Here is a 23,322-nt window from a genome sequence, read left to right on the forward strand (position 1 = left end):
GCGAATCCTTGATAAAATGAAAGAACAATTCTTGAAAGATAAGCAGTATATTTGTATTATATAGTAAATTCAAAAAGGTTAAACGATTTTTTATGTCAGAAGTAGTAGTAAAAGAACAATTAGAGCAATATATAAGCAAAATAGAAAGATTAGAACAAGAAAAAGCTGATTTATCTCAAGAAGTAAAAGATATTTTCCAAGATGCTTCTTCACATGGATTTGATGTTAAAGCTATGAAATCTATATTGAAACTAAAGAAATTGGATAAAGATAAACTTGCCGAGCAGGATGCTATGCTTGAGCTTTATAGAGATACTTTAGGGATTTAGTAGGTTTGCTTGCGTGGCTCGACTTTTTCGTCATTGCGAGGAAATTATAAAATAATTGACGAAGCAATCTCAGGAGTTTTATACTACTTCATGAGATTGCCACGCTCCTTTTAGTCGCTTAGCTCATGACGTATTGAGTAAGTGAAAAATCGGTAGACGAAAGTCAATTTCAAAAAGAGCAAGGAGTTCACAAGACGAGGAACGGAGCGTATACTTAATACGTGAGTACCACAGAACTTGTAGAACGACGTAGCCAATTTTTGAAATTCTACCTGAGTATACTTAAGCTTTTGCTGCTTTGGTTTTAGCAATAGGAATATGTCTCTCTTTAATTCTAGCCGACTTACCGCTTCTTTGTCTTAAATAGTAGAGTTTAGCACGACGAACTACCCCGTATTTTACTACATCAATAGAGTGTACTATCGGCGAGTAAGTCATAAAGCGTCTTTCGACACCTTCACCATGGCTAATTTTACGTACTAAGAAAGATGAAGTAATACCGCGATTTCTTTTTGCGATAACTACACCTTCATAAGCTTGAAATCTTTCTGTTAATTTTTCCTTACCGTCTTTCTCAATCGATCTATCAATAATTTTAACAGTTACCTTAACTGTATCACCGGCTTCAAAATCAGGAATTTTTTTATTTGCAGTAAGCTTTGAAATATTTTCCTGTTCAAAGTGGTCAATAATATTCATTTTTTTAACTCCTTAACTCTATAAATCTTTAAGTAACTCCGGACGGCGTAATTTAGTAATCATACGTGATTGCTCTTTTTTCCACTCATTAATTAGCCTGTGGTTACCAGATAATAAAACACTCGGTACAGCTCGATCACGCCAAATTTCAGGTCTTGTATATAGACCGCATTCAAGCCCGCCCTTAAATTCCCCGTCTTCTTCAAAAGACTCGGAAGATAAGGTATTTTGGTTCATTAAAACACCTGGCAGTAGTCTAATTAAGCAATCGAGAATGGTGAGGGTAGGTATTTCTCCGCCGGATAAAATGTAGTCGCCTACACTAATTTCTTTAACATTATACTCTTCAATTACACGTTCGTCAATCCCTTCGTAACGTCCACATAAGAATATAAGGTTTTTATTTTTTAACATCTCCTTAACAAAGCTTTGAGTAAAGACTCTACCGCGAGGTGAAGGATAGTAAATTTCAGCATTAGGATTTAAAGAAAGGGCATGATCTATACTACTGCCTAAAACATCAGGACGCATTATAAGCCCGTCACCACCGCCATAAGCTTCATCATCGACATTTTTATGCTTAGTTAGACCGAAATCCCGAATATTGATAACATCATATGACCAAATATTTTTTTTCAGAGCCTGACCTGCTAAAGAATGCTCTAGAGTACCAGGAAACATTTCAGGAAAAACGGTTAAGATTGTAGCGTGAAGTAGGGACATTATTTAGTGTTTCTGTTTTCGTAATGCTTTTTTAGGTCATGCCTCCATATTGCAGTTACGCCTATTAAAAAGCTATACGTTCAATAAGAGTACCAATAACCTTATCATGAATATCCAATGACTTGGAAAAGCAGATTGTCTTACGTGCAAGCCTCTTGCATCTCGTTCTAAGGTTCAAGTTACTTCGTTCTATCCGTTGAGTGTATTTTTTACTGATAATATGCTTTTTAGGGTCTAATAACCTAGCATAACTCCCCCATCCATCTGTATAGTAAAAAGTCACCTTGAAATTCTCTAGTTTTTTCAGTAATGATTCTAATGTGCTATCACATCTTGTACCAAACGTATAAGCAACTACTTTTAACGAAATCTTATCCAAGGCATACCAAAGCCATCGTTGTCTGGATTCATTCTGTACATAAGACCATTGTTCATCTATCTCAGGAGCAATAATTACTTTTGTTGTACTGATAGAATGATTTATTGTTTTTAATACTAGATTTTTTTAAAACACGGATAACTGTATTGATACCCGCTTTTAATACTCTTACTGTATCTCTAACTCCAGAGCCGTTGATTGACATTTCTACTATTTGCTCCTTAACTCCAGGCTTAGATGCATTATTAATATACTCCAATTGAAAATATCGATTACACCGCTTGCATTGATATCTCTGTTGTTTTGAAATTGAATATCCTGACTTTATTACTTCTTCTGTGTTGTTACAATATCTACACTTAACATCTATTTTTGCCATAACTCCTTAACTATAATTCTCTCTTATTACTGTTTGAGGATTATAGACTATTTACTCTAAACTGCAATACGGAGGCACGACCCTTAATTAGATAATATATAAGTTAATTAATAAAGGGAAAACTAGTTATTGTTTTTAGTGGGAATTTCTTAAGTGCCATTAACGCAACAGTGTATTTTTTTATTTATCCCAATTTTCTAAAATTAAATTAGGTATACGCTTAAATTCTTTTATATTATTAGTAACTAAAGTTGCGTTTTCAGCTATAGCATGACTTGCAATTAGCAAATCATTATTTCCTATTATTAGACCCTTTTGCTCAAGTTCCGTACGTAATTCTCCATAATAAAAAGCGCATTTTGCAGAAAAATCTATTATTTCTAATCTACTTAGAAAAATATCCAATTTGCTTTGATTTTGCTCTTTTTTCTTACTTTTAGAAACACCATATTGAAGTTCTGCTAATACTATTGATGAAATAGCAATAGTATTATTTTTTGCCAGTAATTCTAAATTATTATGATAAGAATCAGGATGTTTATTAATTGCATAAACACAAATATTAGTGTCAAGCATGTAGATCATTCAAAATATTTCCTTTTTTGTGGCGGTAAATCTTTTCTTCCCTCAGGAAAAATATCATCACTAGAAATTTCAGCCATTTCCTGAAAAACATCTTTCCAACTGTTAGGCAGAGGCTGTAATACTATTCCTTTACCTAAAGGAATAACACTAACTTCTTTAACTGAGAAACGAAATTCCTTAGGTAATCTTACTGCTTGACTTTGACCATTCATAAATATTTTTGCTTTATTCATAACTATACCTCAATAGTATATATTAATTAGTATGTATTAACTTTATTATTAAAGCAAACAACTATTCTAAATATATATCTTTTACTATTTCATCCCTCTCAAATGATCTTCTAATTTTCTTAGTTTTCTGCCTTCATTTACTATTGGTCTCACATATTTTTCCATTTTGGCATTTTCTCTATATTTATTAATCTGATCGATCTGAGCATTGACTTCATCGGTAATAGCTTGCTTTCTATCCTCTATTTTATTTAATACTTCAGTACTATATTCATAATTTTTAACATCAGCATTAAAGTTATTAAGCTCTTCCGTAATCTTTGCGTCTACTTCAGGTCCCTGCTCAGTATCTTTGATCTTTTGTGCTATTAATGCCGGCATTTCCTCAATGTTGATATCATCTCTTTTGAAATGATCTTTAAGCTCTTTATAAGTTTGTTCTAAATTTCCTTCAGCTTTCTCGTGCATAATATCATAATGCTCTTGGCGACGAGTATATCGATCTTCCTCTATAAATTCTGCATGTTTTCTATGGGCGTTATCTATCATATCTCGCATCTGAGAATCAGTAGCTTTCTCACGCATAAATCTGTCGCCCATCATTACCGGTTCACCTTTCTCGAATAACCTACCACGCACCTCATGAATAAGCTTTCTTTGACCTAATTCTTGATAATATTCTACATCACTCTGTCTACCTGCTTTTTCTAGTCTTGCTAGATATTCCGGTGATAATATATCTGCTTGAGCAGCTAATGTTTCCTTATTAATATGCATTTGGAGCTCTTCACGTTCCCGTGCTTTTTCATCATCTTTTAATTTTTCGCTATAAGTTCTAAGCCTTGGATCGTTATATTCAAAATCATGCCATTCGGCACTGGTTAGATTACCCTCATAAGCATCACGTAAATCTTTACCGACTATTGCAGTTAAAGCTCCTCTTTTTATTCCCGTATAACCGGCATAGAGTTTTTCACCTATACCTACACGCCTTTCTTCTTTTAATTTACGTTTTGTATCAATACGATGCTCCATCTCTTGCCAACTTCTAAGCGGTTTTATATTTTTACCGAACAGACCGACACCTCGCCCTGACATTTCTTGGTGAGCATATTTATAAGCATCTTGATAATCTTTAGTAAAGTTCGCATCGCTAGCGAGTTCACGTAAGTTAGCATCTTTTAATGACTTATCAAGCTCTCTTTTTTGTTCTTCACTTAAAGCGGCGTAATCTTTCACTCCATATTTATTTGCAGCAATTTTATCTCGAAGCTGAGTAAATTTCATTTGCGATAGTTCTTTTGCTTTTAATTCATTCCCTTTAGGTAAATTCTTTAACAATCCTGAAATACCGTTTTCATAATCAGTAATAGCATTCATTTTTACATCTTTAGAATCTATACCGTATTTTCTCTTAACCTCATTTTGTACGGCTTTGTTTGCTGAAGAACCAAGAGCTTGCTTTTCAAGATTTCCCATCATCATACCTTCAAATTTCTCGGCAAAGAACATACTAGCTTGCTCTTTTCTTGCACTTACACGGCTAGTTACAGGTGCACTTACCGTCTTAGCTACATAACTTAATGGTCTATTCATTTGCTTCGCTGCAGATTCATAAGATTGCTGATTAACTTTTTGTATGTCTGTTAAATTACCTGAAGTACCGGCAATAAATTGTGCCGTCGATATAGCAGTATCATTAAATTTACTTAGCAAATAAATAGACACGAAAATTAGTAATATCCCATCAAGTTGGACAAATTTCCCGTTTATAAAATTACTAATCCTTTTTGCATCTTTAACTAAATCTAAAAACGGTAATTCAATATAGCGTTCATCTATACACTCATACGCAGCACAATGCTTACATTTATCAGGGTCATTCTTACAAGAATCATCTACTATTATATGATCTTCGGGAACTAATATCTTTGCTTTGTGGAAATTATTTATACCTCCTTTCATTGGTACAGGGAACCACCAATAAAATATTGAATTACCAAGGCTTGGATCTATATCCTCAAGAAAACTACCGAATATTTCATTTATCGGACCTAAATTAGGAAAATCATGTTTACATACCCCAAAACCAAGAGTTGAATATATTTCGGTTCTGATGATCATTGAAATAAAAGCGATACCGGCAAATAAAATTATAGGCTGTAATGCATATGATATTAATTGTCTTAACCAATTCTCAAATAACGAACGAGTTATATTAAACAACATGAAACAAATAAATATCGGTCCCATAATTATAATCATACCGATAGTTATAAGAGCGGTTAGATAGATAATAGTAGCTTTAAATATAAGAAAGAAAATAAAATATAGGGCTATTAAATATAGAATGATATATATAAAACCAAGCCAATCAACAAATAGTAAAGAAAATAATTTAGATAAAGTTTGAGGAGAAATAAGTAACCCCAGCAAACTTTGAGAACCGGGACCGGTAGCCGCAGCTTCATTAATTATTTGCAGTATTTGCTGAACCCCGTCAATAAAAAATACGAATAAATAATCATGAAAAAATGTCCAAGCTTTATCCGTACTTAATAATATTGAGACTATACTAACTTTTAATATTCTAACTATAAGTTCGACATGAGTAAGGTTTATATTACCTATTAAAAAGGAAAAACCCGTAAACATTATATATAGAGTTAAAATAGCCGAGACACTCATCCTATAACCCGGCGTATCAATTATTTGTTGATAAGTTTTCTTTATAATCCCATCCTTACCAAATAATACCCCTTTTATTAAATCCGTTAAAAATTGTAGCGGATCGGGTCTAGTATCAGTAACTCCGGACTTGATTACTAATCTATATTGTCCGCTATTATCATCATAAAATTTATCTATAATCTTAAAATAAAGAGGAGATTGAGCATATTTTGACTTATCTTCACCTTTATATTGATAATTTATTCCCCCTGCTGGCAAGAATTGTCCTGTACTACTAATACTATAAAATTCATAGCCTACACTCGAAGTAAGCTCTCCTAAATGCTGAGTTATACCTTGCGGTTTACGCTGTGAGTCCGGCGAAATATTGGGATCGGTATTTTTAGCAGCAATAAGAAAATAAAGCCCGACACCGTCTGTCATTATACATGGAGGATTACTAATCATTGCGTCATTTTGATTTGCGGGATTAGGAGTACACATATCAAGTCTAGCATTATCCCAAAAAGTACACGGTTGTAGCTTAACGCAAAAAGCAGCCAAAGTAGTTGTGTTATTTTTCTGACCATACCACGGACACCATGCAGATAACTGACCTGAAGTATTTTTATCACCAAGTATATAACTCCACGGTCTTACCATAACGGTTAAAGGATAACCATTTACTTTATAAGCACTATCACGCCATGGTGCTACCTGATCACCTTCCTGTCTTGAAGTAATTTCTTCCGGATTATATCTAGAAGAGACATTGAATTTGATAAAACCAAAATCATCAGGGTCAATACAAGTATCGCCGGTACAACCGGAAAGCAGTAATAACGATGATATTAATAATGTAATAAAAATATTTTTGTTCATTTATTTTAAGTTATTTTTATATAGCGTCATTGCGAACGACCGTAGGGAGTGCGGCAATCTCATGACACAGTACGAAATTCCTGAGATTGCTTCGTCAAATTACTTCGTAATTTTCCTCGCAATGACGGCGAAAATATTTACAATTATTCTTTCCTCTCTCCTTCCTCTTTCTTCGGTACATCATTACGCTCGGCAAGGAATTTATTTGTATGTTCGCCTCCTTCCGGTTTTCTAGCTTTATAATTTTGATCAATTATCTTGTCTTTGAAAACTCTAGCCGGAGCCATTGCAGCCTTTTTAATCGGTTTTGTTACCGAACCTATATCCTGCATAACGGCTCCCACAGGATCAGAGCGTTCTTGATAATTTCCTGATATTCGTGCCGGTGTAACATTTGTAAGCATTCCGACTACTATATTTACAAAAGTTACTAAACCATATGACATCAAGCAATATGAATAAAATAATAAAGCCGTAGTAAATAATACTAAGAAAGTATTAGCCTTGTTCGTTAGAATATTCGAGCTACTAATTTCCGGTACATCCGGAACATAAAAAGGTATTCCAGGTAAGAACGGTAATGTAAAAGAGAAATTAATCGGAATACCAAGATTTGTTAAATCAAGCCCTATTTTTATTGGTATAAGAGTATCCCAGCAAGCTCTAACTACCACTTTTAAGAGCTGCTCAGATAAAACCTGGTCTATCAATAAAAAGAAGATCAATAGTACAGTTGGCTGCACTACATAGCTAAGCAATGTCGATATCCAATTATCAAATAAACTTTTAGTTTTTTCAAATAACATTAATATTATGAAAAACGGTGCTAATGAAATCATAACAGTTAGCCCTATAAATGCAATAACATAGCCTATTATAACTTCTAAAATAGCTCTAAAATAAGTAATAAGTGAATAAATGGTTATAATAGCGATAAATGCTAAACCATTATGTATTTGTAATAATTCAATAAATAGTAATCCCCAAATCCTACCGTTAGTATATTTATCAAATATAGGATCAATAAAACCAAAAATATTAGCTCTAGAGCTTGTAGCACCTACTACGTTAGTTACAAAGAAATCAATACCGTTAGTAAATGCACTAAAGAAGTATGTATTAAAGAAGCTCCAACTTTCTTCTCTAATTAAAAAAGCTACTATAGCTATTTTGCATATACGTGTTATTACTTCTACGGCAGTTAATTTTAATGCTCCCGCAACGAACATTAGCCCAAATATAGTAACATAAAGGGTTAATGCAGCTTTAGCTATATTCTGCACTGCAGAATTTTTAACTAACTTAATATAAAAGTTCTGACTAAAAGTTCTAAACTGATCGGTAATAGGTTTAATAGCACCGTTATATATTATATCAGAAAACCAAGTTGTACCGGTATAATTAGCATAATTTACACTAACCACCCCTTGTATATTACTATTGGGATTTACCACCCTTAACCATAAATATCCATCTTGCGGTGCATCGGCTGCAAAATTATAATCTACCGGTGTACCACGAACAGATGGATCAGGTAACGTACCATCAGATGTTATTAAATATTCTAAACTTATATTTTGCTGATCACCCGGATTAATTGAATTTGCCCCATTACCTATTTCAACAATCATCGAATAACGACCGAAATATAAAAAATTAGCTGACCAATCATTCTTATTTATATAATCTACAAAATTAGCATAATTTGAAAAATTTCGGCTCCAATCACTCATTAAAACTGAATTACTAAACATGTTATTAACTTGCCAATCGCTAGTAAAATCCATAGTACCGCCGCTAGTGGCTTGATAATATATAAAGCTACTTTGAGTGCTGCCTGAATTTACAAAACTCTGATCTCGTTCCTTAATAACCTGCCCGCCTACTTTAATTATCATCCCTCTACCTTGATCGTAATAGCAAGCAGGGCTAGTATTTATACCGGCATTAGCAGGACAAGAATTAATTAAGCCCATGAAATTCTGTACCGCTCTCGTTATCATAGGTTTGCCGACTAATGCTTCGTTACTATTTATACTTTTATATTTTGTAGCTGAGCCAGTACCGCTACACCCGCTTGGTTTATCAGGATCTCTTGAAGCGTCTATAAGATCGCATACCTCCTTTGCAGATGAGTAAATTATTCTATTATCAAAATTTCCAAGGTTACTTTGAGTATAAAGTGCAGAAGCAGCAAATATTGAACTATCAAGTTCCTGCGTTAAAATATTATCTAGAGTATTAGGGCTAAAAAAATTATCTTTACCAACTAAACTAATATTTACTACATCGCCGACCTTAACTTCAATTCTCGAATTACCGTTAGAATAGTTAAAATATTTAACAGAATCAGACATTTTAGTAAATGAAAGTGCATCAAGGTCTTTATCAGGCGGTATAGCCCCAGGTGTTGCACTGTTATTGTCCGTAACAAAACGAGGGAATCCTAAAGCTTCAAATTGTAATTTAGAATAATTATAAGTTTTAATGAAAACTTGCGGCGTACTAAATCTTGGATCAATTCTATATAATACTAGATATTTTCTAGGTTCAGGAGTAATACCTGAAGTAGACCAGTTTATTTTTAACAATTTACCTTTCTCAACAGTATTACCTGTTGATTGCCAAGTTCCGGCTGTAGATAAACTAATTCCTATATTACCTTCTTTAAAACTTGTAAATTCAGGCACTTCTAAACAACCGAATAAGCTTTTTAACCCACCAAAACTGGTTGACATCCATGAAAAAGCATCATCAGCTTTAGCTGGCATCGCCATAAACAAAACTAATAAAACTAAACTCTTAAGAATTTTCATAATTTTAAATTGTTATCCAACACGTCATGCCGTGGTTTTTATTTTTTGTCATTGCGAGCGACCAAAGACATTGTTGCATGGCTCAATTTCACCTCTGTCATCCCGTGGCTTGACCACGGGATCCAGTTAAAAATACTAAAATTATTAGTATTTTTATTGTTTTTATGGACCCCGTGGTCAAGCCACGGGGTGACACAGTGGGTTTTACCGGTCCACGCAACAATGACTCCTCGCAATGACGATTTTCGATTCACCCCCTATCCCCGTGCTTCAGGCTGCGGCGGTTCTTCATTTGTCTTTTCGCCCCTTCTTTTGGCGTATTTTTCCTATTTTTTTCAGCCTGATCGAGCGTCTTATTGCGTTGTTTTAATCGTGCTTCCGCTCTGCCGGTAATACCTTGTCTTGTTTTATCATCCATTCCTATTGGACTTAATGCTTTTTGTCCTGCATCATGAGACATTCTACCACCAATTTCAGTAGCCGAAGGTCCGGCAGCACTAGTTAATTTTGCTACCATACGCCCTGAAAATTCGACATAACCATACATACCATAAGCAATAATAACTAGAGCTACGATATTTTGCATATTTACTCCCATCATACCCGACATATAATCCATTCCCCAAGGGGCAAACCAATTAATACAGAAGATAGGTACATTCAGCAATGCAATAGGTAAAATAGTACCGATAAAGGGAATTTTTATCGGTAAAGCACATTTCCAACAAACGCTATAACCTAAAACAAAATCTAGATAAATGGTAAATAGCTGGGTTAGCACTATAATACCTGCCATCATAACTACCGGTTCTATCATATAGCGGATCGTAAACCTCACCCAATTATCAAATAAATACCTAGTAAAATCAAATAATAAGAAACTAATAAATAAAGGGGCTATACCGATTAATATACAAGTTGCCATAAATGCCATAATATAAACGGCAACAGCTCTAAGTGCCGTAATAATTACTATACCAACCGCAATAAAAGTAATTATAAAATATATAATACCGCTAAGCCCAAGAGAAAGAAGTGAAAGTAATTGAGCGATAAAGGTTTGACTAAAAAATATTTTACTCATTACTGCATCTAAAAACATGAAAGGATTAGAAATAGTATTAGTAGAAGTAAACAAACTATATCCACTCATATTAGCAATAATTGCGTCTGAAAAATTGGTAATTGCATCAAAAAGATAGTTATTGAAAAATTCAAAAGTATTACCGTTCATAAGTCCGCTAACTACCCCGATTTTTGCTATTCTAGTTACTAGCTCTTTTTGGTTTATCTTAGTAAAACCAAGCAAAAACATTGCTCCGTAAGTCATCACATACAGAATTAAAATCGCTTTAATATAGGTAAAAAAGTTAGTACAGGATGAATTATCATTAGCTTTATAACATACCATATTTTTAAAAATAGAAGTAGCAGCCCCTTGTACTTTAGTTTTAAATAACTCAAGTAACGGATTCATTACTTTAATAGTAAAACTTCCTACTTTTAAGGATGTTGAGAAATGTACTTTATAGCTACCTTCACTATCTTTATAGTCCCTTAAATTATTATTAGGATCATTTAGAATTTTCATCCATATATAACCCGCCTCATTCGCATTAAAGTTATATTTACCGTCACTATTAACGTTAATTCCTTGAGGTGAATAGGTTTTACCGCTAGTATTCGGGTTTTCCGAAGGCTTTACTATTATGTATTGCACTCGCCCCCGATCATCAAAAGTATCGTTAAAACTATTACCGTTCTCTCTATAACATTTAGTCTGTTTAATATTTAGAACATATCCTCCCGTATTCTTACTAGCATCTTGTGAGGCGGGATACCAAAGCCTATATTGTAAATAGCTTTTTTCAATATTACTGTTAAAAGGTCTATTATATATAACTTTATATAAATATTTACCGTCTTTATCTTTATAGTCAGGCGGTTGATCTGTCTCTGCAACAAACTCAGCAAATTCTAGCTTAGAAGGCAGTGCTTGACTTACAGAACCCGCATCATTCATTTGATATATTAATCCGGTTGGTCCTTTGCCTCCTTTACCGTCCGCCGTATACCAAAATCTTCGATTCTTTTGAAAATCTCCATCCTTACATATTCCTGAAGTACAATTTACACCTCCAATATAATCTTTATCCTTAGGACTACGATTCTCGACACTATCAGGACATTTACCGTTTGGAGGAATATTGGCGTTATTAGAACATTGAAGTCCCGCATAATCAATAAATAAATTACCGGAATTATTCGACCAGCTAAAGGTAAAACTACCGTCATCTTTATAAGCCTCCGGCATGTCGCCCTCGTGATTTATCCAAGCAGGTAAGGAGTCACATGTAAAACCAAGGCAACAATGAGAAACGGCATTAGCAGCATCACATACCAACTGTGCAACATCTTCTTGATGAATACATCCAAAAATACAATGACATTTTTCCCGATGCTTATTACCTTGCCAATAATTTTGCTTCAGTTCGCAAGCATTAACATATTTACCGGAATAAATAGAATATTTTCCACAAATCGGCTCATAAGAAGTTTGGCCTTGGGAACAATCTTTCGTAACCTTATCATCTTTAAAAGCATCCTCAACTGTCGCATCCGTATTGGCAAAATTAGGAGATACGGAAACTAAAACTCTGTCATTAGCGTATAATTCAGCAATATTACGCCATTCATTATTTTTTGCATCCATTATTAGAGAGAGAGGCGGATTATTTGCATCGGTAATACGAGGAATCGGAATCATGTTACCTTTATCGTCTAAATTAGATTTACCAGGTCTTGTACTTTCAGTAAATTGTACATTATCTTTCGGTACATAAGCCAAACATAAACTAACCTGACCAACCACTTGTAAATTCACCGGTTGATTGTTTTCTACTAGCACCTGAGTATTTAACCATTCACCGTAACGATTAGGATCAGGAATAAGCTGAGTCGTGCCATCGGGCAACATCTTAGAAGTATTTACATAATTAGCATTAGCATTAAGTGTTATAGTACCGGTTATTGAATCTGAACCTCCTTTACCGTCCGGAGCATATCTCATGTAGCAGCCGTCACCGACTTTTACTGCTCCTATCATACCAAGTGCTGCAAAAATAAAGCAAACTAATGTTGCTACTATAGCGAGTACTCCTAAAACTTTTAATAAGTTACTCTGCATATTCTATCATTTACCTCCACCCGAACCGCTTGCTAAATCAGCTAATCCTCCGCCTGCACCGCTTTCTGAATCCCCGCCTTGCTGCTCTCCCTCTTTACGCTTACCTCCAACATCCGGCTTATCTCCTACCGGCGGCTTACCTTGTGAAGCCATGGCCGCATCCTTAAGGAAAGCTGCTCCTTTCTTTACTAAATCAACGATTTTAGTTGGACTTGCCGTTACTGCATCCATATTAGGACCGTTAGTTAAATCAGAAGCAAATCGCCCTATAGATTTAGAGAAGTAATAAAAAATAACCGAAAATACTAATACGCACAAAAGTTCCGCTAAAATAGATACAACATCTCTAACAATTGATTTTATTGGGAAAAGTATCAATAAATGCTCTTCCCAACCTTCACCTGCATAATATTGTAACATTTTATATCCAAAACTTTCCTGACATTTATCTGCTCCACCGTTAGGTAGCCTTAACTCAAAAGTGCTAAATCTAATATCCCCTTTTTCATAATCATATCTAAGAAATTCGCAATTTTTAAATATTGCAGAATCATACATAGTTATTAATAAAGCTATAAAACCTGCTACTACTGCCGGCTGCAATGCACATGAAATACATACTTTTAACCACCCGTCAAAATAAGCTTTTGTACGAGTAAATAGAGCCATAGGAATGAATATAGGAGAAATATATGTCATAACGTAAATAGTAATCATGCAAACTAAATAATGCGTAATAAAATATAAAAGTATAGATAAAAATATTACAGAAAATACTAGACCTGCTGCAAGTATAATAACGTTTCCGGCCATAAAGAATCCAAACATAACAGCAAAAAATCTAAGTGCTCCTGCTTTACTTAAATCTTTCGGTCTGTCTTTTTTGCCGTCAGGGTCAAAATTAGGTATAGGTGTATTATTACCGCCGGGACCATTACCGACTGAATTCCCTAAAACTCCATTCTTATCTATATTATAAAGTAAATCCAAGCCAAGATAATAACCTATACGGCAATCAATCGCGTCCCACAAGCCGTAAAATTTATAACCGTCCTTATACTTTGAATTATCAAACTGACATAATCCTCTAGAACCTGCTGCATTAAAGACCATCTGTGCAAAGTCCGGTGCTGCTCCCGTCAAAAGAGGTAATCCATATTTTAACATACCGTTTTCTTTTGTCGGCTGACCGCCGCTAAAATCTAAAGGTCCAAGACCGATAGAAAAATAAGCAACAAATAAGAACTTTATTACAAAAAGAGCTATTTTTTCAGTACTTGCATATTCTTTATTTAGAGCCATATTAAAGGCAAAAAACATAGTATAAAGAATTAATGCCGCACCTATAATCCTCTTTAAATAACCTTGAAACGTAGAAAAAGCTGCAAGATTAGTTATTCTAGAATTTTGATCTTGAGAGCTACAACCATTTCCGGCAAAAAATATTTTATTAAGCGTTTCGCTCAAACACTGAACTGCAAGACCGGAAAAATTAATTAACGATTGACTATAATTTGCTCCCGTATAGCAACTTTTTCCTATATTACAATTTTCATCATCAGGCGGAGTAGGCGTCGGAGTAGCACTTAAAGATTTACATGCTACTGGCATCGGTCCTCTTGACGTCGGCATAACTAAACATAGATCATTATCCCATTTTTTAACCGTTAAAACGATATTCTTTAATATAGGATTTGCTCCAAGATCAGGATTATTATCAGTACTTAAATCACTAATCTTCTTAGAGTCACCTTCATTTAAATTATATATGGTGCAAGGGCTACTACTACCTTCTATATTTTTAAAACAAAACGTTATACTAGACGCAGCTGAGTTACAATTACCTCTCGGATCTTTCATATCAATATTACGAATTATATAGCCATATGCCGTGTCCGTTTCTAAATACCCATCTGAAGTAGTCGGTAAACTAGAACATGATTCTCCAAAGCCGGCAAAGCTAGCTAAGCTTACAGACGCTATACAAATTATAATAAATATCTTTAAGGTTTTAAGAGTTTTCATTAGAACTATTATCTTTTTTTTCTGTTACTACGCCGCTTTTTACTAACTCATCCCATGTTTTTTCAGCATTTGCACGTCGTTCTGATACTTCTCCTCCTTCTTGTTCTCTTACTCTTCCTCCTCCGCTTGCTACTAGTTCATTCCATGCTGTTTCTACTTTTACACGTTTATCCCGAATCTCTGCATTTTCCCGTATCTGCTTCACTCCTGTCGGATTTTCATGTTCCTTTAAGTTAAAACTATAATCAATTACTCCTGAACCCCTACTTGTACTGTCAACTTTTTCTTGCGGTGACGTAGTAGTATTATCTTCTTTTCTGTCGTTTTCTATATTTTTATTTTCTTCTACCTTTGCTTTTTCTGGCTTATTAAGTTCATCAGCTAATTTATCAAATTTATTAGTTACACTATTATCTCTTTCTCTTATTTCAGTTACTACACCGCTATCGACTAATTCATTCCATTTCTTTTCTGCATTCGCACGTCGCTCCGATGTTTCTTCACCTTGCTGATCTCTTATTCTTCCTCCGCCGCTTGCTACTAATTCGTTCCATGCTTTCTCTACTTCTGCACGTTTATCCCGAATCTCTGCATTTTCCCGTATTTGCTTTACTCCTGCTGGATTTTCATGTTCCTTTAAGTTAAAACTATAATCAATTACTCCTGTACCTTTACTTGTGCTGTCAACTTTTTCTTGTGGAGCTGCATTATTAACTTTTTCCTGTGGAGGCGGAGTATTATCAATCTCTTTTTTACTTTCTTGATTATTATCTCTTATAATTTTTCCAACACTTTCAGTTTCAATATTACTTTGCGGTGCAGGTGTAGAAATAGAAGTTCTAATACTAGCAGGCGGTGGTGAAACAGCTTCTGGAGGAGCAGGAGGAGGAGTAACAACATCTGATCTTGCTTCACTACTTACTGTTTTTGGGCTAGAAGTTGCTACAGAAGACGAAGCTGTCGGTGTTGTTACCGTAGGTGCCGACGTACCTCCGCTTACAGCAATATTATCATTTGGTCCTCCGCCTCCGCTCTTAGCAATATTATCACTTACTCCTCCACCTTGACCAGCTTTTAAATCACCAACTCCTCCTCTACTTGCTATCTGATCGACCCCCTTAGTTGCCGCACCCGCAGCAGCAAGGGCTGCCATACCTGCCTTAAATATTGCTTGCGGTTTTATAGCAACATTATTAAGAGCTACTCCTTCCGTCATATCTGCAGCAAATTCAGCTAGCTGGCTACTAAAATTATACATCAAATACAATGTAAAACATGCCGTAACTAACGCAAGTAAAATATTTTTAATTTTCTCAAAAAGCACCTTTGGAGACATGAAAAACATTCCGGGTCCCAAAACTACTCCCGATAAAAACTGGAATTTAGCAAGAAATTTATCTGTAGGGGTATCTCCCGGTTTACTATCGACGATTTCACTTACACTATCTTTTGCAAAATTAAATGCCGTGGTAATAGGGTTATTTAACATATAACCTAAACTATTTTGACAGCTTTCTACGGCATCTTTATCAGGATATTGTGACGCATCATCCCAATCATTATTAATGTAAAATATTAAAACATCCCTCTTAGAAGTAATACCACCTTGAATTTTGTCTTCTATACTATTGTGAATTAACTTGCTCTTATATTGACATTTACCGTAGAAACCATAATCATATACCGAAAACATCGTAATCATAAAAGTAACTACCACCATAGGCTGTAGCAAGAACGAAATCATCAGCTTAACCCAGCTGTCAAAATAATTTCTTGTATATGTGAATAAAAACATAGGTACAAAAAGAGGAGCTAAAATACCGAGTATTACTATAGATATCATACACATAATCGTTGCATTAACCATAAAGGCAGCAACCGAAATCACAAGTAACGGATAAGAAAGAGCGAGTGACACTAACATCATATTACCGGAGATTATCGCCGGAATTAGCAAATAAATATATGGTGGAGCACTAAAACTAAAGAAATCAAAATTTAAAAAATCATGGCTTCGATAAGCATTTTCGACAAGTAACGTAGATAATATATCAAGCCCTAAATAATGAGCTACCCTACAATCTAAGGCATCCCATAATGCAATATAGGAAACACTGCCGTCATAAGAAAGATTGTTAAATTTACATAAACCGGACGGAGCAGCATTCATAACCCAACTTGCTAAACCGTTTATACCGTCAAGTAAGAAAGGAAACGCCCACTGAATCATACCGTCTAGTCGGTCATACGGAGAGCCATTACCAGGGGTTATATTAATTCCTATTGAAAAATAAGTTACGAATATCATTTTCAATATAAAATTTATATACTCACTTTTTGGCGGTATTTCACCTGCAAGTAATAGTTTAAAGCCAAAAAACATAACATATAAAGTTAGGAAAGCCGTAACTATTTTATACATTCCTACTTGGAACTGAAATAATGCACTATCTTGCCTTGAAGCCAAATTAACCACTTGTTCTACATTATCAAAACTACAAACATCTTTACTAATTAGTAATCTAGCAATCATTTGCCTCATACATTCTATAAGAGGAGAAGTCATGACTACTGCAGTTTTTGAAGCATTATAAGCTTTCTGATAACATCCGTTGCCTGCTGCACTACAGGAAACTAACGCTAAAGGATCGGTAGGCGTTTCCTTAGGATCCTGAATAAAATCCTTATCTGCTACATCCATAAAACTATTATACATGGATTTCGGAAACGGCTCTTTCATATATTTACAGCCGACGGGAACATCTCCTGTAAACCCCTTTGTTGAAACACATATTCTATCTTTATCTTGAATAACTTTCCAATATATTCCAGGGAAGCTTACATCAAATGCAAAACCGTCATCACCGGGCTTACCACTATATGGAATATGATATTCCTTTTTTTTATTTTCCCACGCTTTCTTTATATCATCCCAAGGGTCGCCCCCTGTTAAGACGGCTTTAGCAATAGCAAGTGCCGATTCAGCAACAGATTTTGCCCGAGATACAATTAATTTAGCATTATTACATAAAGCAAAGCGTAATTCTGGATTTTTAGGATCAATTCTGTTTTCACGAGTACATTGACCTCCGGGGAAATTTCCAAAATTACTATCGTTAAATAAATCACTGTCGTTTATTTTAAGCTTTAAAAACGTATTCATGTATAAAACAGGAGAGACAAGATTCATTACCGCAAAAGTAAAGAACGGAGCGACAATACAGGTATGAGAAAATTCAGTACGCAGCAAATCCCCTACGCCTTGGGTTTCGCAAGTTAAGCCACTCAAAATATCTACAATGCTATCAAGAGTATCCTTGGCATGGGTTTTAGTAACTAGCCCTAAATTTAGGGCAAAGCTTAATACTAATGTTATAAGTATACTACGAGGAAATAATTTCATGACTAGTTACTTGCCTCGTATTGTAAAAATGTCATCCCGTGGCTTGTCCACGGGTTCTCAGGACACAGTCTGTGAGACAAGATCCCGTGGACAAGCCACGGGATGACAGACAAGAATCTATAATGTTTTAACTGCTTCATAAAATATAGGTAACCACTTATCCGGATCATTGCCGTATTTCTCTCTAATTTGATCGAGCAATATTACAGTCTCAACTCTGCCGGATAAAACACTAATTATATTATTCATACCGTCTAAGTTAACTTTAGCAACTACGGCATCTATTCCTTGTTTTATTAAAAAATAACGTGTAGTAGGGTCGGTAGTTTTAATTAAAATATATTCTCGCTGACTTAACATAAATGCACTACGATAAATATCCGTAGCTTTCAAATTAGGTAAAAAAATCTGCGTAGCTGTTTGTTGAATCAACGTATCACTAATTCTACTTTTTGCGGCATCTTCAACACTCTGCGTAGCAAATATAACAAAAGTATTTAATTTTCTCAACACTTTTAACCAATCTTTGATCTTAGGTGCAAATACTGGATTATCGATTAAAGCCCATGCTTCATCAAGTACTATCATAGTTTTCTGCCCATCTAAAGAGATATTAATGCGATGGAAAATATATAACAATACCGGTGCAAGGCTTACAGGGTCTTTAAGTAATTCAGTCATATCAAAACCGAATACCCTTGCTTTTTGTAAATCAATATCATCTACTTCATTGTCAAATATCTTAGCATGTGAACCTTTACCAACCCACATTGCAATCCTACTCGCCAAACTATTTGGTGTATCAATACCAAGAAATGCTATAACATTACTAAGCCTTCTGTCTTTTTTCTCTAATCTAAAATTACCGCTTACTGCTTGCGATAAGATTTTATTATCTTGTGCAGTTAAACTTTCACTGTTAGAAGTTACAAGTACACGAAGCCACTCTAAAATAAATGTTCTATTCTCACTAGTATCTTCAAGCTGCAAGGGATTAAAATTACATTTTAATCCCGGATCAATTACCGTATAAACTCCGTTTAAAGCACGTATAAATATTTCTGCTCCTCGATCTTTATCAAAAAAGAACATACGAGGTTTGAATTTTTGTGCTTCCGCACATAAAAAATTCATAAGAACTGTTTTACCGGCACCGGTTGGACCGATAATTAGAGTATGTCCAACATCCCTTACATGGAAATTAAAATAAAACGGCGTACCTGAAGTAGTATCAAGTACTGTGACATATTCTCCCCAATGGTTATCTCTAATTTTACCGAGCGGATAATTATGTTGTGAGGCAAAGCTAGCCATATTAAGAGTATTTATAGTGGATTTACGTACTATATAATCCATATTTCCCGGCAACTGTCCCCAATAGCTAGGTTCCATGTTAACTTTTTCTCTAACCGGCTGAATTCCTGAATTAGAAAGCTCAACTGCTGCCATTGATAATATATCTTCCAAAGCTTTAATATTATTCGCGGAACATAAAAGCGATAAATGATGCTCACCGAAACCGATATCACCGCTAGTGGCCATATCAAGGGCCGTATTAATTTCAGCAATTTGCGAAGTAGCTTTATCACCAGATTGTATCATTCTATTTTGCTGTAATTGCATTTTACCGATCGCTACGGTTCTATTAGCAAAGACAAAGCTTTGAGTCATGACAAATTCAAAAGGCATTTGCAGAAACCCGTCAAAAATTCCTGCCGAAGTATTAGGTCCGTATTCAAGTATACTGATCATTCCGGCATATTTTTTGCCAAGCGGACTTCTTGCTTCAATAGTACGAGAATCAAAAAATAAGCGATGAGTCGGTAAATATTCGTCAATAGTACCACGCGGTAATGCTATAGGACCTGGTGAATCGCCGCAATTGATTAAAGATGAAAGGAATTCTAAAATTTCACAATAACTACCTGACTGCGTTTGACGAACTCCAAGTAATCTTGCTCCGTAACTTCTGAATGTATTAATCACTCTAGTTGACATTTCTTGAAGATTTTCTTTCATCTCTTTCATGTCATTTTCCCAAGCGGTTTTATTAGATTTTTGTCTAAGCTTCTTTAGAAAATACTCAACTATAGCAGCACCGCCGGTATCAGGCTTATATAAAATACTAACATATAATTCGTTAAAAAATGACCTAGCACCTGCATGTTTCTTACGCCATTCCGCACCTAAATAAGTAATAAAATCATTAGGGACTTTTACGGTAGGATCATAAGTAAATTCCGTATCGTCAAATATTACTGCTTTACGTCTTCTAATAGTATGGAAATACATAACGATATTTCCCGAAGCCATATTTTTAAGTAAGGCATTTCTGATATTCTTTTTAATGTCTAAATCTTCATCATCAGCAGTTTCAAAAGAAAATCCGTTTATTTTAATAACTTGTAATAAAGAATTATCTTTTGTTAAAATAGTATTACTATCCCAATGACATTTATAAGGAATAAAATGCGAAGTTGGTCTTTCTTGTTTAGACCTTAATTCTTTAGCTGCTCTAGTTCTAAATAACTTCATTACCTCACCTGATTTAACTATTTTGATTTATTTTGTCATTGCGAGAAGAGGCAAAGCCTCGACGCGGCAATCTCAGAAATTTTATACTGTCAGCCTACGGCTACTCTTAAGGCATTGTTGCGTAGACCGGTAAAACCTACTGTGTCACCTAGTTCACTTGACCACGCGGTCTATAAAAACAATAAAAAATACTAATAATTTTAGTATTTTTAACTGGATCTCGTGGTCAAGCCACGGGATGGACAGAGGTAAAACTGATCTACGCAACAACACCTGCTCACAATGACGGCTTAGCATACACACGAGAATGACATAAAACTCAAATATTATACGAATTTGCCCCATAGTAAAATTTATTAGGACATTGGCTAGTTCTTGACATTTTATTTAAATATAGCTCTATGAATCTCGGTTCTTTAAAACATATAATATAAGCTACTAAATGCAAAGCCGCTGCAATGAATAAAATCATAATACCGTTATTCCAAATGAATACTATCATTGTCATTATCATATTTAACGCAGCAAATTTAATACTTACTCCAAATATCATCGGCGGTCTAGTTAACCCTACAAATAAAAGATCGGATGCTAATGCTCCTGCCATAAAAAACCTCTATTAATTTATATTAATATCAAACATAGTTGACAATATTGAATTCGGTACTTCACTATTCACAAAATGTACGTAACCGTTATTATTTTCAAGTGCATTAACTGCTATCTTAATTAATTCTTCTTCGATGAAATTATTACTATCATCTAACATTGATTTCAATAAGTTAATATCTCGTATTTTTATATTATACGGAAATGTCTCTGATACCTGTAATATCTCATATGGCAATATTAAATGTTCTGCACTTAATGCAGAAGCAATTGTTGCTACCGTTAAGTTAACATTTAATAAATGTGTTTTTTCCTGATCATCATTAGCAAATGGTGCTATCACTGGTATAATATTATTATCTTCAAAATTTAATAAAATTTCCGGATTAATCATAATAGGTTCACTTAAAAAACCAATATTTATAACATCATGATTTACAATTTTTCGGTGAGATAATTTTGACTTTTTTGCTTGCAGTAAATTAGCATCCTTACCTGAAATACCAACTGCATAACAACCTATACTACTTAACTTTGTTACTATAAGCTTGTTAACGTAACTAGATAAAATTTCCATAATAATAGGATTATTTAGAGAACTATAGTCGCTTATTTTACTAATTTTCTGACTAAAATTTTCATCGATTTGTGATATTAAAGACGAACTTCGTAAATCAATATGATCATGTACTATATATATTTTAGCACCGCACATCTCAAGCAATCTAACAGATTCAATAAAAGCCGTAAATAATTTATCGTCAATAATAATAGCAGCAGGTAATTTTAGAACTATTGCTTGATTCTTCAACTCACTACTACACTTTATTATATTCTTAATTATAGCAATGTTATTTAATGAAGAAATACTATCTACCTCTTTACCTTTGAGGTTTGATGCATTTTGCCAAACTAGCTTTAAGTTCTCTTGCACCTTCTTTACTCCTACTACTCACATACATAACATTACATGAGTAGTTTAAAGTTGCAAGAAAATTCTGGGCTTCATCGTTAAGGTTTTTACGATCTGTAACTTTATCGGATTTTGTGAAAATAATTTGAAATTCTCTTTTATTTGCAAGTAATAGCTCTGCTACTTTCTTATCGTTTTCTTTTATACCTCTTCTTGAATCAATCAATAAGTTAACTAACCTTAAATTATAACTATTTCGTAAATAATAACTAATTAACACTTCCCACTGTTCTTTGACTGATATAGGAACATTAGCAAAACCATAACCGGGAAGGTCAACTATAATAAGTTTATCTGCAAGGTTAAAAAAATTGATTTGCCTAGTACGTCCAGGAGTATTAGAAACTTTAGCAAGATTTTTATTATTACATATCGTATTTATTAGGCTTGATTTGCCGGCATTTGACTTACCGACAAAAGCAATTTCCGGTAATGAAAAATTGGGGATTTGATTTATATTCATAGCACCGGCTACAAATTTAGCTTGATGACGAAAAAGCTTACTGCCGTCAGATGATTTTGTAGATACTATTTTCTGAGTAGTCATAATTTGCTTTTGTATTTGATGTAATTAGGCATTGCCCGAGTGAATACCGAGTCGTCATTGCGAGGAAATTAGATAGTAATTGTACGTACGCAATCCAGTAAAAAATTCTGATTTACAGAATTTTTTTTATTATTTTTCTGGGTTGCCATGCAAGTACTACGACTGCTCGCAAAGAATTGTTGCGTGGATACCGATGTCATTCCTGCGGAAGCAGGAATCCAGAAAATAGTATAAATACAGCAAATTTTTTGAAATTAAAAGCTCGATTTATCTCGCTTTATGCTGGATTCCCGCCTACGCGGGAATGACATAAAGAGCATTTACCGGTCCACGCAGTCAATGCTTTCT

14 protein-coding genes and 2 pseudogenes are annotated in these 23,322 nt (G+C 34.5%); 1 reads left to right on the forward strand and 15 read right to left on the reverse strand.

Annotation, left to right across the window (positions count from 1 at the left end; translation table 11 throughout):
• Positions 1–92 precede the first annotated feature (92 nt).
• On the forward strand, positions 93–329 hold the full coding sequence (locus ACNFN7_RS05155; protein WP_004996682.1) for a DUF2312 domain-containing protein: 237 nt from the start codon (positions 93–95) through the stop codon (positions 327–329).
• Positions 330–611: 282 nt separating this feature from the next.
• Here the strand turns inward: ACNFN7_RS05155 and rplS are convergent, their stop codons facing one another.
• From rplS to yihA, 15 genes and pseudogenes are all read right to left on the reverse strand, one after another.
• Entirely contained in the window at positions 612–1,028 is a 417-nt protein-coding gene (gene rplS, locus ACNFN7_RS05160; protein ID WP_011270454.1) for a 50S ribosomal protein L19, read from the reverse strand.
• An 18-nt stretch (positions 1,029–1,046) separates the two neighbouring features.
• On the reverse strand, positions 1,047–1,751 hold the full coding sequence (trmD, locus tag ACNFN7_RS05165) for a tRNA (guanosine(37)-N1)-methyltransferase TrmD (protein WP_485441112.1): 705 nt from the start codon (positions 1,749–1,751) through the stop codon (positions 1,047–1,049).
• Positions 1,752–1,815: 64 nt separating this feature from the next.
• A protein-coding gene (locus tag ACNFN7_RS05170; protein WP_485441113.1) for an IS1 family transposase occupies positions 1,816–2,509 on the reverse strand; the annotation gives its coding sequence in 2 pieces (ribosomal slippage) (positions 1,816–2,224 and positions 2,223–2,509; 696 coding nt in all).
• Positions 2,510–2,689: 180 nt separating this feature from the next.
• Positions 2,690–3,094 (reverse strand): type II toxin-antitoxin system toxin ribonuclease VapC2, encoded by a 405-nt coding sequence (gene vapC2, locus ACNFN7_RS05175; RefSeq protein WP_485441114.1) that lies wholly within the window; start codon positions 3,092–3,094, stop codon positions 2,690–2,692.
• Positions 3,091–3,327, reverse strand: coding sequence for a type II toxin-antitoxin antitoxin VapB2 (gene vapB2 / locus ACNFN7_RS05180; RefSeq protein ID WP_011270448.1), 237 nt, complete (start codon positions 3,325–3,327; stop codon positions 3,091–3,093). Before vapB2 ends, vapC2 begins: the two co-directional genes overlap by 4 nt.
• An 84-nt stretch (positions 3,328–3,411) precedes the next feature.
• Positions 3,412–6,879 carry a TrbL/VirB6 family protein gene (locus tag ACNFN7_RS05185; protein WP_485441115.1) on the reverse strand — a complete coding sequence of 1,156 codons (3,468 nt, stop codon included), beginning with the start codon at positions 6,877–6,879 and terminating at the stop codon, positions 3,412–3,414.
• Between the two features lie 143 nt (positions 6,880–7,022).
• The gene (locus ACNFN7_RS05190) at positions 7,023–9,695 is read right to left on the reverse strand and encodes a TrbL/VirB6 family protein (RefSeq protein WP_485441116.1); all 2,673 of its coding nucleotides are present in this window, start codon (positions 9,693–9,695) and stop codon (positions 7,023–7,025) included.
• Between the two features lie 68 nt (positions 9,696–9,763).
• A pseudogene (locus ACNFN7_RS05195) lies at positions 9,764–9,927 on the reverse strand (tRNA lysidine(34) synthetase TilS); the annotation flags it as partial.
• Positions 9,928–9,952: 25 nt separating this feature from the next.
• Positions 9,953–12,882: pseudogene (locus tag ACNFN7_RS05200) on the reverse strand (TrbL/VirB6 family protein).
• Between the two features lie 6 nt (positions 12,883–12,888).
• Positions 12,889–14,907, reverse strand: a complete 2,019-nt coding sequence (locus tag ACNFN7_RS05205; RefSeq protein ID WP_485441117.1) for a TrbL/VirB6 family protein — start codon at positions 14,905–14,907, stop codon at positions 12,889–12,891.
• Positions 14,894–18,310 carry a TrbL/VirB6 family protein gene (locus ACNFN7_RS05210; protein ID WP_485441118.1) on the reverse strand — a complete coding sequence of 1,139 codons (3,417 nt, stop codon included), beginning with the start codon at positions 18,308–18,310 and terminating at the stop codon, positions 14,894–14,896. The genes ACNFN7_RS05205 and ACNFN7_RS05210 overlap by 14 nt, the downstream gene beginning before the upstream one ends.
• Positions 18,311–18,427: 117 nt before the next feature.
• On the reverse strand, positions 18,428–20,845 hold the full coding sequence (locus tag ACNFN7_RS05215; protein ID WP_485441119.1) for a VirB4 family type IV secretion/conjugal transfer ATPase: 2,418 nt from the start codon (positions 20,843–20,845) through the stop codon (positions 18,428–18,430).
• Positions 20,846–21,164: 319 nt separating this feature from the next.
• Positions 21,165–21,452, reverse strand: a complete 288-nt coding sequence (locus ACNFN7_RS05220; protein WP_010976817.1) for a type IV secretion system protein VirB3 — start codon at positions 21,450–21,452, stop codon at positions 21,165–21,167.
• A gap of 12 nt (positions 21,453–21,464) precedes the next feature.
• On the reverse strand, positions 21,465–22,388 hold the full coding sequence (locus ACNFN7_RS05225) for an amino acid kinase family protein (protein WP_485441120.1): 924 nt from the start codon (positions 22,386–22,388) through the stop codon (positions 21,465–21,467).
• A complete protein-coding gene (gene yihA / locus ACNFN7_RS05230) occupies positions 22,336–22,974 on the reverse strand; it encodes a ribosome biogenesis GTP-binding protein YihA/YsxC (RefSeq protein ID WP_485441121.1) in 639 nt (212 codons plus the stop codon). The genes ACNFN7_RS05225 and yihA overlap by 53 nt, the downstream gene beginning before the upstream one ends.
• Between the last annotated feature and the right edge of the window lie 348 nt (positions 22,975–23,322).

It is taken from the genome of Rickettsia sp. MAE-05 (assembly GCF_057319745.1).

Coding starts and splice junctions, on each gene's coding strand:
- ACNFN7_RS05155 (WP_004996682.1), top strand. CDS start 93: ATGTCAGAAGTAGTAGTAAAAGAACAATTAGAGCAATATATAAGCAAA.
- ACNFN7_RS05220 (WP_010976817.1), bottom strand. CDS start 21,452: ATGGCAGGAGCATTAGCATCCGATCTTTTATTTGTAGGGTTAACTAGA.
- ACNFN7_RS05210 (WP_485441118.1), bottom strand. CDS start 18,310: ATGAAATTATTTCCTCGTAGTATACTTATAACATTAGTATTAAGCTTT.
- ACNFN7_RS05205 (WP_485441117.1), bottom strand. CDS start 14,907: ATGAAAACTCTTAAAACCTTAAAGATATTTATTATAATTTGTATAGCG.
- ACNFN7_RS05190 (WP_485441116.1), bottom strand. CDS start 9,695: ATGAAAATTCTTAAGAGTTTAGTTTTATTAGTTTTGTTTATGGCGATG.
- ACNFN7_RS05185 (WP_485441115.1), bottom strand. CDS start 6,879: ATGAACAAAAATATTTTTATTACATTATTAATATCATCGTTATTACTG.
- rplS (WP_011270454.1), bottom strand. CDS start 1,028: ATGAATATTATTGACCACTTTGAACAGGAAAATATTTCAAAGCTTACT.
- trmD (WP_485441112.1), bottom strand. CDS start 1,751: ATGTCCCTACTTCACGCTACAATCTTAACCGTTTTTCCTGAAATGTTT.
- yihA (WP_485441121.1), bottom strand. CDS start 22,974: ATGACTACTCAGAAAATAGTATCTACAAAATCATCTGACGGCAGTAAG.
- vapC2 (WP_485441114.1), bottom strand. CDS start 3,094: ATGATCTACATGCTTGACACTAATATTTGTGTTTATGCAATTAATAAA.
- ACNFN7_RS05215 (WP_485441119.1), bottom strand. CDS start 20,845: ATGAAGTTATTTAGAACTAGAGCAGCTAAAGAATTAAGGTCTAAACAA.
- vapB2 (WP_011270448.1), bottom strand. CDS start 3,327: ATGAATAAAGCAAAAATATTTATGAATGGTCAAAGTCAAGCAGTAAGA.